This is a genomic window from Streptomyces sp. NPDC101225, from assembly GCF_044767585.1.
In the GTDB taxonomy this organism is placed as follows: domain Bacteria; phylum Actinomycetota; class Actinomycetes; order Streptomycetales; family Streptomycetaceae; genus Streptomyces.
This window is the reverse complement of record NZ_JBIWOE010000019.1, coordinates 12,650-28,289: the sequence shown is the minus strand read 5'-3', so window position 1 is coordinate 28,289 and position 15,640 is coordinate 12,650. Positions and strand designations below refer to the sequence as shown.

The 15,640-nt window shown below is 70.9% G+C and carries 10 protein-coding genes and 1 riboswitch; of the genes, 7 read left to right on the top strand and 3 right to left on the bottom strand.

All coding sequences use genetic code 11. The features are described from left to right. Positions 1 to 3: 3 nt before the first annotated feature. The 4 genes from nuoL (at position 4) to recQ (ending at position 7,325) form a co-directional block, all read left to right on the top strand. Positions 4 to 1,899 carry an NADH-quinone oxidoreductase subunit L gene (gene nuoL / locus ACIRPX_RS25055; protein ID WP_404198623.1) on the top strand — a complete coding sequence of 632 codons (1,896 nt, stop codon included), beginning with the start codon at positions 4 to 6 and terminating at the stop codon, positions 1,897 to 1,899. Positions 1,900 to 1,904: 5 nt separating this feature from the next. After that, complete coding sequence (locus ACIRPX_RS25050) at positions 1,905 to 3,476, top strand: NADH-quinone oxidoreductase subunit M (protein ID WP_404198620.1); 1,572 nt, start codon at positions 1,905 to 1,907, stop codon at positions 3,474 to 3,476. Next, positions 3,473 to 5,131 carry an NADH-quinone oxidoreductase subunit NuoN gene (nuoN, locus tag ACIRPX_RS25045; protein WP_404198617.1) on the top strand — a complete coding sequence of 553 codons (1,659 nt, stop codon included), beginning with the start codon at positions 3,473 to 3,475 and terminating at the stop codon, positions 5,129 to 5,131. The genes ACIRPX_RS25050 and nuoN overlap by 4 nt, the downstream gene beginning before the upstream one ends. Positions 5,132 to 5,321: 190 nt before the next feature. Next, positions 5,322 to 7,325 carry a DNA helicase RecQ gene (gene recQ, locus ACIRPX_RS25040; RefSeq protein WP_404199006.1) on the top strand — a complete coding sequence of 668 codons (2,004 nt, stop codon included), beginning with the start codon at positions 5,322 to 5,324 and terminating at the stop codon, positions 7,323 to 7,325. 49 nt (positions 7,326 to 7,374) lie between these two features. On the opposite strand, the gene ACIRPX_RS25035 is transcribed toward recQ, so the two are convergent. After that, positions 7,375 to 8,316 (bottom strand): M56 family metallopeptidase, encoded by a 942-nt coding sequence (locus ACIRPX_RS25035; protein ID WP_404198614.1) that lies wholly within the window; start codon positions 8,314 to 8,316, stop codon positions 7,375 to 7,377. A gap of 751 nt (positions 8,317 to 9,067) precedes the next feature. After that, positions 9,068 to 10,297, bottom strand: coding sequence for a fumarylacetoacetase (gene fahA, locus ACIRPX_RS25030; RefSeq protein WP_404198611.1), 1,230 nt, complete (start codon positions 10,295 to 10,297; stop codon positions 9,068 to 9,070). 239 nt (positions 10,298 to 10,536) lie between these two features. On the opposite strand from fahA, the gene ACIRPX_RS25025 reads away from it, so the two are divergent. From ACIRPX_RS25025 to ACIRPX_RS25015, 3 genes are all read left to right on the top strand, one after another. Next, entirely contained in the window at positions 10,537 to 11,784 is a 1,248-nt protein-coding gene (locus tag ACIRPX_RS25025; RefSeq protein ID WP_404198608.1) for an ATP-grasp domain-containing protein, read from the top strand. A 79-nt stretch (positions 11,785 to 11,863) separates the two neighbouring features. After that, on the top strand, positions 11,864 to 13,096 hold the full coding sequence (locus tag ACIRPX_RS25020) for an FAD-dependent oxidoreductase (protein WP_404198606.1): 1,233 nt from the start codon (positions 11,864 to 11,866) through the stop codon (positions 13,094 to 13,096). Between the two features lie 102 nt (positions 13,097 to 13,198). After that, positions 13,199 to 14,038, top strand: a complete 840-nt coding sequence (locus tag ACIRPX_RS25015; protein WP_404198602.1) for an HAD family hydrolase — start codon at positions 13,199 to 13,201, stop codon at positions 14,036 to 14,038. 40 nt (positions 14,039 to 14,078) lie between these two features. Here ACIRPX_RS25015 and ACIRPX_RS25010 read toward each other — a convergent pair whose 3' ends face one another. Further along, a complete protein-coding gene (locus ACIRPX_RS25010; protein WP_404198599.1) occupies positions 14,079 to 14,561 on the bottom strand; it encodes a transglycosylase SLT domain-containing protein in 483 nt (160 codons plus the stop codon). 4 nt (positions 14,562 to 14,565) lie between these two features. Further along, a riboswitch (cyclic di-AMP (ydaO/yuaA leader) is annotated at positions 14,566 to 14,771 on the bottom strand. Positions 14,772 to 15,640 lie beyond the last annotated feature (869 nt).

Here is a 15,640-nt window from a genome sequence, read left to right as displayed (position 1 = left end):
ATCGTGGAGAACCTGATTGCGCTGCTGGTGGCGGCGCCACTGCTCGGAGCGGCCGTACTGCTGTGCGGCGGCCGGCGGCTCGATGCCGTCGGACACTGGATCGGCGTCCTGATGTCCACGGCGTCCTTCGTGTTCGGTGTGATCCTCTTCGCCGACCTGCTCGGCAAGGACGCCGAACACCGGACTCTGACGCAGCATCTGTGGACGTGGATCCCGGTCGAGAGCTTCCAGGCGGACGTCGGCTTCCGTCTGGACCAGCTCTCGATGACGTTCGTCCTGCTGATCACCGGCGTCGGCTCGCTGATCCACCTGTACTCGGTCGGGTACATGGAGCACGACGAGCGCCGCCGCCGCTTCTTCGGCTACCTCAACCTGTTCCTCGCGGCGATGCTCCTCCTGGTCCTCGCCGACAACTACCTGCTGCTGTACGTCGGTTGGGAGGGCGTGGGCCTCGCGTCCTACCTGCTGATCGGCTTCTGGCAGCACAAGCCCAGCGCGGCGACGGCGGCGAAGAAGGCCTTCCTGGTCAACCGCGTCGGCGACATGGGCCTGTCCATCGCGATCATGCTGATGTTCGCGACGTTCGGCACCTTCGCCTTCGGGCCGGTCTTCAGCCACGTCGGTGACACGTCCGAGGGCAAGCTCACCGCCATCGCGCTGACGCTCCTGCTCGCCGCCTGCGGCAAGTCCGCCCAGGTGCCGCTGCAGTCCTGGCTCGGGGACGCGATGGAGGGCCCGACCCCGGTCTCGGCCCTCATCCACGCCGCGACGATGGTGACCGCGGGCGTCTACCTGATCGTCCGCTCCGGAGCGATCTTCAACGCCGCGCCGGACGCGCAGCTGGTGGTCACCGTGGTCGGAGCCGTCACGCTCCTGTTCGGTGCGATCGTCGGTTGCGCGAAGGACGACATCAAGAAGGCGCTGGCCGGTTCGACGATGTCGCAGATCGGCTACATGGTGCTGGCCGCGGGCCTGGGCCCCATCGGCTACGTCTTCGCGATCATGCACCTGGTGACCCACGGCTTCTTCAAGGCCGGGCTCTTCCTCGGTGCCGGATCGGTCATGCACGGCATGAACGACGAGGTCGACATGAGGCGGTACGGCGGCCTGCGCAAGTACATGCCGGTCACCTTCATCACCTTCGGCCTCGGCTACCTCGCGATCATCGGCTTCCCGGGCCTGTCCGGCTTCTTCTCCAAGGACAAGATCATCGAGGCGGCCTTCGCGAAGGGCGGCACCGAGGGCTGGATCCTCGGCGGCAGCGCCCTGCTGGGCGCCGCGATCACGGCCTTCTACATGACGCGCGTGATGCTGATGACGTTCTTCGGCGAGAAGCGCTGGCAGCCCGACGAGAACGGCAACGAACCGCACCCGCACGAATCGCCCAAGGTCATGACGATCCCCATGATCGTGCTGGCCGTCGGGTCGGTCTTCGGCGGTGCGTTCTTCAGCATCGGCGACCGCTTCCTGCACTGGCTGGAGCCGGTCACCGGTCACAGCGAGGGCGACTCGCCGATCAGCGCCATGACGATCACCGGTGCGACCATGGTCTGCCTGATCATCGGTGTCGGCGTCGCGTACGCCATGTACGGCCGCCGCCCGGTCCCGTCCGTCGCCCCGCGCGGATCGCTGCTCACCCGGGCCGCCCGGCGCGACCTGCTGCAGGACGACTTCAACCACGTCGTCCTGGTCCGTGGCGGCGAGCACCTCACGCGCTCCCTGGTGTACGTCGACCACACCTTGGTCGACGGCGTCGTCAACGGCACGGCGGCCTCGGTCGGGGGCCTGTCCGGACGCATGCGCAGGCTGCAGAACGGCTTCGCGCGCTCCTACGCGGTCTCGATGTTCGGCGGTGCGGCGGTCCTCATCGCCGCGACCCTGCTGATGAGGGCGGTCTGATACCGATGTCCTTTCCCCTGCTGACAGCGACGGCGGTGCTCCCGGCGATCGGGGCGGTCGCCACGGCCGCCGTGCCGGCCGCGCGGCGCACCGCCGCGAAGTGGCTGGCGCTGCTGGTCTCGCTGGCCACCCTCGCTCTCGCGATCACCGTCCTGGTCCGCTTCGACCCGGACGGCGGGCGCTACCAGCTCACCGAGTCCCACTCCTGGATCGCGGCCTTCGGGGTCCGGTACGAACTGGGCGTGGACGGCATCGGTGTGGCGCTGCTCGCGCTGACCGCCCTGCTGATCCCGTTCATCATCCTCGCGGGCTGGCACGACGCCGACCCGCTGGAGACCGGAAGCAAGCGGTGGCGGCCGACGCAGGGCTTCTTCGCCCTGATCCTGGCCGTCGAGGCGATGGTGATCATCTCCTTCGAGGCCACCGACGTCTTCCTCTTCTACATCTTCTTCGAAGCCATGCTCATCCCGATGTACTTCCTCATCGGCGGCTTCGGCGACCGTGCCCACGAGCACGGCGAGCAGGCGGCGTCCACGCAGCGGTCGTACGCGGCGGTGAAGTTCCTCCTCTACAACCTGGTCGGCGGTCTGATCATGCTGGCCGCGGTGATCGGCCTCTACGTGGTCGCCGGGAACTTCAGCCTCCAGGAGATCGCGCAGGCCCGTGCCAACGGCTCGCTCCACATGGCGACGAGCACCGAACGCTGGCTGTTCCTCGGCTTCTTCTTCGCCTTCGCGGTGAAGGCGCCGCTGTGGCCGCTGCACACCTGGCTGCCCAACGCCATGCAGGAGTCCACCGCGCCGGTCGCCGTCCTGATCACGGCGGTCGTCGACAAGGTGGGCACCTTCGCGATGCTCCGCTTCTGCCTCCAGCTCTTCCCGGAGGCGTCGAAGTGGGCGACGCCCGCCATCCTCGTCCTCGCCCTGATCAGCATCGTCTACGGGGCGCTGCTGGCCGTCGGCCAGCGGGACATCAAGCGGCTGGTGGCGTACGCGTCGATCTCGCACTTCGGCTTCATCATCATGGGCATCTTCGCGATGACCAGCCAGGGCCAGTCCGGCGCGACGCTCTACATGATCAACCACGGCATCTCCACCGCCGCGCTGATGCTGGTCGCCGGCTTCCTGATCTCCCGGCGCGGCTCGCGGCTCATCGCGGACTACGGCGGTGTGCAGAAGGTCGCCCCGGTGCTCGCCGGCACCTTCCTGATCGGCAGCCTCGCGACCCTGTCGCTGCCCGGTCTCGCTCCGTTCGTCAGCGAGTTCCTGGTCCTGGTCGGCACGTTCACGCGCTACCCGGCGATCGGCATCATCGCGACCTTCGGCATCGTGCTCGCCGCGCTCTACACCCTCGTCCTCTACCAGCGGACGATGACGGGCCCGGTGAAGCCGGAGGTCTCCGCGATGCCCGATCTCAGGGTGCGGGAACTCCTGGTCGTCGCGCCGCTGGTCGTACTGCTGATCTTCCTGGGCGTCTATCCGAAGCCGGTGACGGACATCGTCAACCCGGCCGTGAAGTCGACCCTGTCCGACGTACACAAGAAGGACCCCAAGCCCTCGGTGGAGGCGGCCAAGTGAGCGCAACAGCCGTCCACAGCCTGTGGACAACGGCGGCAACGGCGGCCGATCCGATCTCGAAGATCCCCGCGCCGAAAATCGAGTACGGGCAGCTGTCGCCCACCTTGATCGTCGTGGGCGCGGCGATCGTCGGGGTGCTGGTCGAGGCGTTCGTTCCGCGCAAGTCCCGTTACTACGCCCAGGTGTTCGTCTCCGCGGTCGCGCTCTGCGCCGCCTTCGCGGCGGTCGTGGCACTGGCGGCCGACGGATACGGCACCACCAAGGCGCACATCGCGGCCATGGGGGCGATCGCGGTCGACGGGCCGTCCCTGTTCCTGCAGGGCACGATCCTGCTGGCCGGTCTGGTCGGCCTGTTCACCTTCGCCGAGCGGCGCCTGGACCCGGAGGCACACGGCAACCGCGTCGACTCCTTCGCCGCGCAGGCCGCGTCCGTGCCGGGCAGCGACAGCGAGAAGGCCGCGGTCAAGGCCGGGTTCACCACCACCGAGGTGTTCCCGCTGCTGCTCTTCGCGGTCGCGGGCATGCTGGTCTTCCCGTCGGCCAACGACCTGCTGACGCTGTTCGTGGCGCTGGAGGTCTTCTCGCTGCCGCTCTACCTGCTCTGCGCGGTGGCCCGCCGCAAGCGGCTCATGTCGCAGGAGGCCGCGGTCAAGTACTTCCTGCTCGGCGCGTTCGCCTCCGCGTTCACCCTGTTCGGCATCGCGATGCTGTACGGCTACGCGGGCTCGGTCTCGTACGGGCGGATCGCGCAGGTCGTCGACGGCACCGTCACGAACGTCGACCCGGCGCTCGCCGGCACCATGGGCAACGACGCGCTGCTGCTGGTCGGCGGCGCACTGCTCGTCGTCGGTCTGCTGTTCAAGGTGGGCGCCGTCCCGTTCCACATGTGGACGCCGGACGTCTACCAGGGCGCTCCGACCCCGGTGACCGGCTTCATGGCGGCGGCGACGAAGGTGGCGGCGTTCGGTGCGCTGCTGCGCCTGCTCTACGTCGTCCTGCCCGGACTGCGCTGGGACTGGCGGCCGGTCATGTGGGCCGTCGCGATCGTCACCATGCTGGGCGGCGCGATCGTCGCCATCACCCAGACCGACATCAAGCGGCTGCTGGCGTACTCGTCCATCGCCCACGCGGGATTCATCCTCGCGGGTGTCATCGCGACCTCGAAGGACGGCGTGTCCTCCGTCCTCTTCTACCTGGCCGCGTACTCCTTCGTGACGCTCGGCGCGTTCGCCGTGGTCACGCTGGTGCGCGACGCGGGCGGCGAGGCGACGCACCTGTCCAAGTGGGCCGGCCTCGGCCGCCGCTCCCCGCTGGTGGCGGCCGTGTTCGCGGTGTTCCTGCTGGCCTTCGCCGGTATTCCGCTGACCTCCGGCTTCGCGGGGAAGTTCGCCGTCTTCAAGGCGGCGGCGGAGGGCGGGGCGGCCCCGCTGGTCGTGATCGGTGTGATCTCGTCCGCGGTCGCGGCGTTCTTCTACATCCGCGTCATCGTGCTGATGTTCTTCAGCGAGCCGCGGCCCGAGGGCCCGACGGTGGCCGTGCCGTCACCGCTGACCATGACCGCGATCGGTCTCGGCGTGGTGGTCACGCTGGTGCTCGGTGTGGCGCCGCAGTACTTCCTCGACCTGGCGAACCAGGCAGGAGTGTTCGTGCGCTGACCTGCGGTACGTGCGCGAGGGCCCCGGTTCCCGACGGAACCGGGGCCCTCGGCCGTGCGCGGTCCGGTCCCGGGTGGACGCCCGATCACGGTGAGTCGCCGGTACGGGTCTGTGGATAACTCCGAGGCTGTCGGTGCGGGCCCCTATCGTGGAGGCAGTGGTCGAGGGACGACGTACGGGGGGCACGACAATGCGCGGGACGGGCGGGATCAGCGACATGCCAGGGGTGACCGACAGCGAGGCGCTGGCCACGCTCCACCGGGTCTTCGGGTACGAGACCTTCCGCGGCGAACAGCAAGCGGTCATCGAGCATGTGGTGGCCGGCGGCGACGCGGTGGTCCTCATGCCGACCGGCGGCGGCAAGTCGCTGTGCTACCAGATCCCGGCCCTGGTCAGACCGGGCACGGGCATCGTCGTCTCCCCGCTCATCGCCCTGATGCAGGACCAGGTGGACGCGCTGCGGGCGCTCGGCGTGCGTGCCGGGTTCATGAACTCCACGCAGGACTTCGACGAGCGCCGGGTGGTCGAGGCCGAGTTCCTGGCCGGCGAGCTGGACCTGCTGTATCTCGCGCCGGAGCGGCTGCGTCTGGACTCCACGCTCGACCTGCTCTCGCGCGGAAAGATCGCGCTCTTCGCGATCGACGAGGCGCACTGTGTGTCCCAGTGGGGCCACGACTTCCGCCCCGACTACCTCGCCCTCTCCCTCCTCGGTGAGCGCTGGCCGGACGTCCCCCGGGTCGCGCTCACGGCCACCGCCACGCACGCCACGCACCAGGAGATCACCGAGCGCCTGCACATGCCGGCGGCCCGGCACTTCGTGGCGAGCTTCGACCGGCCCAACATCCAGTACCGGATCGTGCCCAAGGCCGACCCCAAGAAGCAGCTGCTGAGCCATCTGCGCGAGGAGCACCAGGGCGACGCGGGCATCGTGTACTGCCTCTCGCGCAAGTCGGTCGAGGCGACGGCGGAGTTCCTCTCGCGCAACGGCATCGAGGCGGTCCCGTACCACGCGGGCCTGGACGCGGGCACGCGCGCGGCGCACCAGTCCCGGTTCCTGCGCGAGGAGGGCCTGGTCGTGGTCGCGACCATCGCCTTCGGCATGGGCATCGACAAACCGGACGTCCGCTTCGTCGCCCACCTCGACCTGCCGAAGTCGGTCGAGGGTTACTACCAGGAGACCGGCCGGGCCGGCCGGGACGGGCTGCCCTCGACGGCATGGATGGCGTACGGCCTCAACGACGTCATCCAGCAGCGCAAGCTGATCCAGACCGGCGAGGGCGACGAGGCGTTCCGGCGCCGGGCCGCCGCCCACCTGGACGCGATGCTGGCGCTGTGCGAGACGGTCCGGTGCCGCCGCGGCCAGCTCCTCGCCTACTTCGGCCAGGACCCCGAGCCGACGGGCTGCGGCAACTGCGACACCTGCCTCGTCCCGCCGGAGACCTGGGACGGCACGGTCGCCGCCCAGAAGGTGCTGTCGACGGTGGTGCGGCTGCAGCGGGAGCGCGGGCAGAAGTTCGGCGCGGTGCAGATCGTAGACATCCTGCTCGGGCGGCGCACGGCCAAGGTGATTCAGTTCGACCACGACCAGCTGTCCGTGTTCGGCATCGGCGAGGAGCTCACCGAGGGCGAATGGCGGGGTGTCGTGCGGCAGTTGCTGGCACAGGGGCTGCTCGCGGTCGAGGGTGAGTACGGCACGCTGGTGCTGACCGAGGACAGCGGGTCGGTGCTGCGGCGCGAGCGGGAGGTGCCGCTGCGCAAGGAGCCGATGAAGGCGGCGACCTCGCGGACGTCGTCCTCCGGCAGGGGAGAGCGCAAGGCCAAGGCCGCCGCGGCCGAGCTGCCCGAGGAACTGCAGCCCGCGTTCGAGGCCCTGCGCGCCTGGCGCGCCGAGCAGGCCCGCGAGCAGGGTGTCCCGGCCTACGTCATCTTCCACGACGCCACGCTCCGCGAGATCGCCACGGTCTGGCCGACCTCGGTGGGGCAGCTCGGGGGCATCGGCGGCGTCGGCGAGAAGAAGCTGGCGACGTACGGCGAGGGCGTGCTGGAGGTGCTGGCCTCGCTCGGCGGCCCACCCGGCTCGGCGCCCGCCGCGGCTGCCTCGCCCGCTGCGGAAGCCGGTGCGGATGCCGGCGGTCCGGCCGAGGACGACTGGCCCGAGATGGACGCCGAGCCGGAACCGGACGACTGGATATAGGGAGCGGGCCCAGCCGCGCGTCCGCCGTCGCCGGTGCGGCGGTCCGGTCTCAGCCCAGCGCCGTCAGCCCCGGCGCGAACATGATCAGCAGCGGGAGCAGGGGCACCAGCGCGGCGACCGTCGTGGTCAGGGCGCGGTGCCGGCGGCCGAGCCGCGGCGGGGGCTGGAGGAGACGGTCGACCCGTTCGCCGAGGAGCCGGTGGCTGGAGGCGCAGGACAGGACGCCGCGGTGCTGGTTCAGCTCGATCAGGGCCAGCGCGGTGGTCAGGTGGCCGCAGCGCCGCGAGGCCGTGTCGTCCGCCGCCAGCTCCACCAGCCGGTGTGTCTGCTCGCAGAAGTGGGCGAACAGCGGCACCCGGGGGAAGCCCGTGGCCAGGGCACTGGAGAGGTGCAGCAGCCAGTCGTGGTGGGCGCGGGCGTGGTTGCGCTCATGGGTGAGGACGGCGTCGAGCTGGTGGTCGGTGAGCCGGTGCAGCGCACCCGTCGTGACGACGAGCTGGGGCGGGTGGCCCGGCATCCACCAGGCGTCGGGGTACTCGTCCTCCAGCACCAGCAGTGGACCGCGTGCCGCCTCTTCGAGTCCCGCGGGCAGTTCGGGGGCGCGTTCGCGCAGGTGGGCCCGGGTCTGGTCGCGGCGACGGCGGGCCTCGACGAGCTCGCGGGCGAGCATCGCCGTCGTCCAGGCGGCACCGCAGGCCAGCAGCAGGGTGAGGGCGGTGGCCCAGGCCGGGGCGGCGGTCAGGTCGTACGCCGCGGTCACGGCGGGGGGCGCCGGTGCGAAGACGTGGTCGCGGAAGGTGTGGAAGACGGCGGCCGCGCCGAGCACCAGCGCCGTCAGGCAGCACAGCAGGACGGTGGCGACCAGGCACTGCCACACCCACAGCGCGACCACGGGTTCCCGCTCGGGCCACGCCGCCCGCACCAGCGCACGCGGAACGGGCACGGCGGCCATCAGGGCGACGAAGCCCAGCAGGAGCAGGCAGACGGTCATGCCACGGTCTCCGGATCCTGGTCGGAGGAGGAGCGGTGCGGTGGGGTGATGCGGAGGGGTGATGCGCGGGTGGTGCGTCGGGTGATGCGGCTCGGCGCACGGGACGCCCGCCGCCAGTATGACGGCGAACGGCGCGGGAGTCAGGAGACGAAGACCATCCCGTACGTCCCGTACGACCACCGTCACACCCTGCAACTCCGGCCGGGCCCAGTGCCCTTGCCATGACCGGCCGTCCGATCGGGAGCGCGTGCACACGCGCCCCCACCGAGGGCCCGCTCCAGTCACGCGCCCGCACCGAAGCCCCGCTCCAGTCACGCGCCCCCACCGAGGGCCCGCCCCGGCGCGCGCACTCCGCCCGCCCGCTCCTGCCGCCGTGCTCGCGCCCGCGTACGCGCTGTGATCTCCCCGCTCGCGCCCGCCCGCTCACCCCAGCCCGCAGACGCACCCCGGTCCGCACTCGGCGACCGCGGCCCGTTCCCGCGTGCGTGGGACGGTCACGCTCCGTACCCGCACGGCAGCGGGGCGGGAACCGTCCCCACCGCGTCCCTTCAAGCTCGCGGCGCGGGTCCCGCCCCGCTTGGTCCGTCCCGTCCCCTCACTTCACTCGCGCGTGTGGGAACCCTCCCCGTCGCGTCCGCTCACGCCTGCGGGGCGGGAATCCCCCCGCTTCATCCCGTCCCGCCCGCAGGCGGGAACCCGCGGCACTTCGCCTGCTCGCTTTCCCCGGCGCGGTCCCGCCCGCTTCCTTCCCTCACTCCCGAGCAGCCGCCACGATGCGTCCGCTCACCTCGCCCAGGCCGACCCGGACCCCGCCGGGGCCGGGTGCCCATGCCGAGAGCGTCACGACGTCGCCGTCCTCCAGGAACGTCCGCTTGCCGTCGGGGAGTTCCAGGGGGTCACGGCCGTTCCAGGTCAGCTCCAGCAGGGAGCCGCGCTGCGCCGGTTCCGTACCGCTGACCGTGCCCGAGCCGTACAGGTCCCCGGTGCGCAGGGAGGCGCCGTTCACCGTCATGTGGGCGAGCTGCTGCGCGGCCGTCCAGTACATCGTGGAGAAGGGCGGCTCGGAGATGACGTGGCCGTTGAGCGCCACGGAGATGCGCAGGTCGTAGCCACCGGGCTCGGCGTCGGCGCCTTCGCTGTCGTCCAGGTAGGGCAGCAGCGGGTGCGTGCGCTCCGGCGGCGCCACGCGCGCGTCCTCCAGTGCGTCCAGCGGGGTGATCCACGCCGACACCGACGTCGCGAAGGACTTGCCGAGGAACGGGCCGAGGGGTACGTACTCCCAGGCCTGGATGTCGCGCGCGGACCAGTCGTTGAGCAGGCACAGCCCGAAGACGTGCTCCCGGAAGCCGCCGAGCGTCACCGGCGTCCCCTGCGGCGAGGGCACGCCCACCACGAAGCCGACCTCGGCCTCGATGTCCAGGCGGACCGACGGCCCGAAGACGGGCGCCGCGTCGGCCGGAGCCTTGCGCTGCCCGGACGGCCGTACGACGTCCGTGCCCGACACCACGACCGTGCCGGATCGCCCGTGGTAGCCGATCGGCAGGTGCTTCCAGTTCGGCGTCAGCGAGTCCGCCGCGTCCGGGCGGAAGATCTGGCCGACGTTGCGGGCGTGGTGCTCGGACGCGTAGAAGTCGACGTAGTCCGCGACCTCGAACGGAAGGTGCAGCGTCACCGAGGACAGCGGGTGCAGGAAGGAGGCGACGGCCTCCTGGTGCGCCGGCACCGTCACCCACGCCGTCAGCGCGCGCCGCACGTCCGACCAGGCGGTGCGGCCCGCGGCGAGGAGCGGGCCGAGCGAGGGCCGGGCGAGCAGGGAGGCGTACGGCGAGCCGAGCGCGTGCGCCGCCGCGCCCGCGTCGAGGACGTGGTCGCCCAGCCGGACGCCGACGGTCCGCCGCGCCGGATCGCCCAGCGAGAAGACGCCGTAGGGGAGGTTGTGCGGTCCGAAGGGGTCACCTTCGGGGACATCGAAGGGGGGCATGGGGTGGCTGCCTCACTCTCACCAGGTCGCGAGCGTTCTGTCACGGGCCGTCATGTGGCCGGGCCACACGTTACGGCTGAGTCGCCCGCTTGGGCAGTGTCTAAAGAGTTTGCAATGTCCGAATTAGCCTTGTCGGAGGCCCTAATTCCGGCTTAGCGTCCTTTGGGGGACACGGACGGGGTGGGTCCGGTCCGTAGGGGGGACGTGTGGGGGGACCCGTGGCCAGGAGCAGCGGCAGTGTGCCTTTTGACGCCGACCGTGATGTGCCCGGCCTGATCGTCAAGATCGGCGACTATCCGCTGCACCACGGCGGGGTCGGCGCGATCCGCAGTCTGGGTCGCCTCGGCGTGCCCATGTACGCGATCACCGAGGACCGCTACACACCCGCCGCCTCCTCCCGCTATCTCAAGAAGGCCTTCGTCTGGCCGACCACCGGCACGGAGGACCCGGAGCGCCTGGTGGAGGGGCTGATCCGGATCGGCCGCCGCATCGGCCGTCCCACCGTCCTCGTCCCGACCGACGAGGAGGCGGCCGTCCTCATCGCCGAGCACCAGGACGCGCTCGCCGGCCGCTTCCTCTTCCCGCCCGTCGAACCCGCCCTGCCGCGCCGCCTGGCGAGCAAGCAGGGCCTGCACGAACTTTGTGTGGAGCACGGCATCCCGAGCCCGACGGCCGCCTTCCCGCAGTCGCACGACGACATCGTGACCTTCGCCGACAAGGCCCGCTTCCCGGTGGTGGCCAAGAACCGGGAGGCGTTCCTGCGGCGCAGGCGGCCGGCGGTGAACGGTACGACGCGGATCGCCACCCGCGACGGCCTGCTGCTGCTCGCCCGCGACTGGGGCGAGCAGCCCGGCGTGATCCTCCAGGAGTACCTGCCGCGGGAGGAGGCGGAGGACTGGATCGTGCACGCCTACTTCGACCGGGACTGCACCCCGCTCGCCATGTTCACGGGCGTGAAGGTGCGCTCCTGGCCGCCGCACGCGGGGATGACGGCGAACGCGTACGTCGTCGACAATCCGGAACTCGCCGACCTCGCCGGCCGTTTCATCAAGCAGATCGGCTTCACCGGCATCATCGACCTCGACCTGCGCTTCGACCGGCGCGACGGGCAGTACAAGCTCCTCGACTTCAACCCGCGCATGGGCGCCCAGTTCCGGCTCTTCGAGAACGAGTCGGGGGTGGACGTGGTCCGCGCCATGCACCTGAATCTGACCGGACGCACCGTTCCGGAGGGGGAACAGCGGGCCGGCCACCGGTACATCGTGGAGAACATCGACCTGCCCGCCCTGCTCGCCTACCGCCGCAGCGGCTACACGACGCCGCACGCTCCGGCGCGCGCCAGCGGGACGGAGCTGGCCTGGCTCGCGGGTGACGACCCGCTGCCGTTCGTCACGATGCTCGCGCGCTTCGTGCGGCCGGGCGCGAAGCATCTGTATCAGCTGTGGCGGACCAACCGCCGCGGCAGCGGCACCGGCTCGACCAGCTAGGCGAGCAGCGAGGAGGAGCCCCGACCAGCTGCGAGGGCCGGACACGAAGTGGCGAAGTGACGTCCTGGGGAGGGACTTCGTGAGTCATCCGGTTGCAGTCATCGGCGCCGGGCCGTTCGGCCTGTCGACCGCCGCCCATCTCAAGGCCCGCGGCATCCCGGTGCGCGTCTTCGGCGACCCCATGGTCAGCTGGCGCGACCACATGCCCGCGGGCATGCTCCTGAAGTCGACCCCGGTCGCCTCCAGCATCGACGCCCCCCAGCCGGGCCACCGCCTCGCCGACTACTGCGACGCCGCCGGCATCAAGCGGCTGGTGACGGACGAGGACATCATCCCGGTCGAGACCTTCATCGGCTACGGCGAGTGGTTCCGGGACCGGCTCGTGCCCGAACTGGAGCAGGTGCGGGTGGTCTCGGTGGACCGGCACACCGCGGGCGGCTTCGAACTGAAGCTGGACTCGGGGGAGTTGTTCACCGCCCGCGCGGTCGTCGTGGCGACCGGCCTGTCCAGCCTCGCGCACCTGCCGGCGGAGCTGGCCGAGGCCGTCCCGGAGGGACCGGCACCCACGGGCCCGGTCTCCCACAGCTCCCAGGAGCACGACCTCACGCGCTACGCCGGCAAGGACCTGATCGTCGTCGGCGCCGGGCAGTCCGCGCTGGAGACGGCGGCGCTGGCGGCGGAGGCCGGAGCGCAGGTCCGGGTGGTCTCCCGCGGCCGCGGCAAGGTCGCCTTCGGGGCGCCGCCGTGGAAGCAGCCGAGGCTGCGCCCCGAGTCGCCCTTCGGCCGCGCCTGGTCCCTGTGGGCGCTCAGCTCCTACCCGCACCCCTACCGCCATCTCCCGGCCGCGGCCCGCCACTACCTGGTGCGCCGGGTGCTCGGCCCGCTCGGCGCATGGTGGCTGCGGGACCGTTTCCAGGGGAAGGTGCAGGTCAGCGAGGTCGACCGGATCGTGCGCGCGGACGCGTCCGAGGGCAGTCCGAGGCTGACGGTCCGCACGCTCGCGGGCCGCCCCGAGGACCTGTCCGCGGACCATGTGATCGCGGCCACCGGCTACCGGGTCGACATCGCAGCGATGGACTTCCTCGGGCACGGACTGCGCACGCGTCTGGCGGTGAGCCGGGGCACGCCCAGGCTGGGCGCGGGCTATGTCTCCTCGGTCCCGGGGCTGTACTTCACGGGCCTGCCGGCGGCGGCGTCGTACGGCCCGGTGATGCGCTTCGTGTGCGGCACGGAGTTCGCCTCGCCGAGGCTGGCCGCACACCTGGCGGCCTCCCATGGGCAGACCGGTGCCCCGGGCACCGGGCGGGGTTGAAGACCTGTCGGGGGCACGGGAGTTGAGCGGGGAGCGCGGTGGGCACCGTGGTCGTCCGGTTCGCGATGAGTCGGTGGCGCGTCCGGTCCGTATTCTCTGATCATGGCCGCACCCACCGCATATGCACTCATCGCCACCGACCTGGACGGCACGCTGCTCAGAGGCGACGACACGCTGTCCGACCGGTCCCTCGCCGCGCTCGCGCGGGTGGCCGAGACCGGCGCCCGGCACCTGGTCGTGACGGGCCGCCCGGCCCCCAGAGTGCGGCCGCTGCTCGACATCCTCGGCAGCACGGGGCTCGCGGTGTGCGGACAGGGCGCGCAGGTGTACGACGCCGGCGCGGACCGTCTGCTGTGGTCCGTCACCCTGGACCGGGAGCTGGCCGAGACCGCCCTCGGCAAGATCGAGGCCGAGGTGGGCCAGGTCTCCGCGGCCGTCGACCAGGACGGCGTGGACGGACTCACCCTCATCGAGCCCGGCTACCTGATGCCGCACCCCACGCTGCCGGCCGTACAGGTCGACCGGCGCGACGACCTGTGGTGCGCGCCCATCAGCAAGGTGCTGCTGCGCCATCCCGAGCTGTCCGACGACGAGTTGGCGGCGACGGCCCGCTCGGTGGTCGGTTCGCTGGCCACCGTCACCATGTCGGGACCAGGAACCGTCGAACTCCAGCCATGCGGCATCACCAAGGCGACGGGTCTGGCCCTGGCGGCCGCGCACCTGGGGCTCGGGCCGGGGGAGACCATCGCCTTCGGCGACATGCCCAACGACATCCCCATGTTCGACTGGGCGGCGCACGGCGTCGCCATGGCCAACGCCCATCCCGAACTCAAGGCCGTGGCCGACGAGATCACCCTGTCGAACGAGGACGACGGCATCGCCGTCGTCCTCGAGCGGCTGTTCTTCAGGCTGGAGGAGCTCAGTGGGAGCGGTGAGTTCTGAGGCCTCTCCGCCAGGTCCCGCAGGCCCCTCCCGGCCGGCTCTAGTAGGCGCCGTAGACGTTGTCGATCGACCCGTAGCGCGCGGCCGCGTACTTGCAGGCGGCGGTGATGTTGGCGACCGGGTCGTAGGGGTTCATCAGCGTGCCGGGCACGTGGTAGGCGAGGAAGGTCGGGTCGATGACCTGGAGCAGACCCTTGGAGGGGGTGCCGGCGAGCGCGTTCGAGTCCCAGTTGTTGATGGCGGCGGGGTTGCCCGAGGACTCGCGCATGACGTTGCGGTAGATGCCGTCGTACGAACCGGGGATGCCCTGCTGCGCCATGACCTGCAGGGAGGCCCGGATCCAGCCGTCGAGGTTGTCGGCGTAGCCCATGGAGGTCGCGGTGAGCGTCGTCGGCGTGGCCGCCGAGGCACTGGTCGCGCCGATGACCGGGAGGGCCAGAACGGCGGCACCGGTGCCGAGGACGGCGAGCTTGCGGGCGAGGCGGGAGTTCCTGGGACGACGATGCTGAGCGGCAGCAGACATGGGGGATTCCTCTCCGGCGCCTGCGAGGTGAGCTGTCGGGTTCGGGCGGGAGCTGCCCGGCCGCGCGGCCTTGCGGCGGCGCGGCTTCACCCCGAGCCGGTCCGGGGCGGTGCCCGGTCCGGCGACTTACCTGGGTCCCCCGCTCCTGCCGTGCGAGTGAGTTCGTCGATGGGTCGGCCGGGCTGCGGCAGGATTCGGCGTCTGCCCGACTGGCCGGGAACGTATGCGAGAGCACATGTCCGGAACAAGTGCCGGATTCACAGACCATGCCTATTGACCTTGGTCTGAGGCTTATGGGGCGCTTGATCCTTTGCTGCCGCCAATCCTCAACTGGCTTGCGGACGGCGGAAGAACGGAAGTGGCTGATGGACCGTCGGATCGCGGGGTGACGTGACCCAACTCACTGGCATCCGCAAGAGTGGCAAATCGGGCAATGAGCCCAACTCATGTTCAACCAGCCGTCCATGGGATCCGCCGCCCCCAAGTCCGGTGACGGGCCGCCGTTTCGGCCTCGGTGCAGATCGCCTTATTGAAGGTGAAAACGGACGAACCAGGGTCATCCGTTCCGGACCGCCCGGCCGTGCGTCCGCCGGTACGTCCGCTGCTGTGCCCGCCTCCGTGCCCTCGCCCGTGTCCGCTTCCGTGTCCTCGTCCGTGCTCGCCTCCGTGTCGCCTCTGTGTCCTCGCCCGTGCTCGCCTCTGCGTCCTCCGCCGTGGCCGCCTCCGTGCGTCGCGCCGCATCCGCCGCCGTGTCCGTGCATGCGTTCGCCCGGATGTCCGCCGGGGCGGAACCTCTCATGTGGTGCAGATCGTTCTCATGGCGGTCGTCCTCTGGAGGGGTGAAGTCACGAGAGTCTTCGGGACACGGGCCGCCACCTCCCGCCGGGGCGGCCGACGCGCCGATAGACAAGTCGGCAGATATCCGCTCATATGAGGCGATCAAAAACATAGCGGTCGTGATCCGATACCGCCCGTGGTGGACGGGTGGGCGGCATGGGTGATCGAAAGGTGACCGGATACGCTGACTTGAGTGATGGCAACGACCTATCGACAAACCGCGTGAACCGCAGGTAGACACC

Excerpts from the sequence above, each read along its gene's own strand:
- ACIRPX_RS25050 (WP_404198620.1), top strand. The coding sequence starts at position 1,905 with ATGTCCTTTCCCCTGCTGACAGCGACGGCGGTGCTCCCGGCGATCGGG.
- recQ (WP_404199006.1), top strand. The coding sequence starts at position 5,322 with ATGCGCGGGACGGGCGGGATCAGCGACATGCCAGGGGTGACCGACAGC.
- ACIRPX_RS25035 (WP_404198614.1), bottom strand. The coding sequence starts at position 8,316 with ATGACCGTCTGCCTGCTCCTGCTGGGCTTCGTCGCCCTGATGGCCGCC.
- fahA (WP_404198611.1), bottom strand. The coding sequence starts at position 10,297 with ATGCCCCCCTTCGATGTCCCCGAAGGTGACCCCTTCGGACCGCACAAC.
- ACIRPX_RS25015 (WP_404198602.1), top strand. The coding sequence starts at position 13,199 with ATGGCCGCACCCACCGCATATGCACTCATCGCCACCGACCTGGACGGC.
- ACIRPX_RS25010 (WP_404198599.1), bottom strand. The coding sequence starts at position 14,561 with ATGTCTGCTGCCGCTCAGCATCGTCGTCCCAGGAACTCCCGCCTCGCC.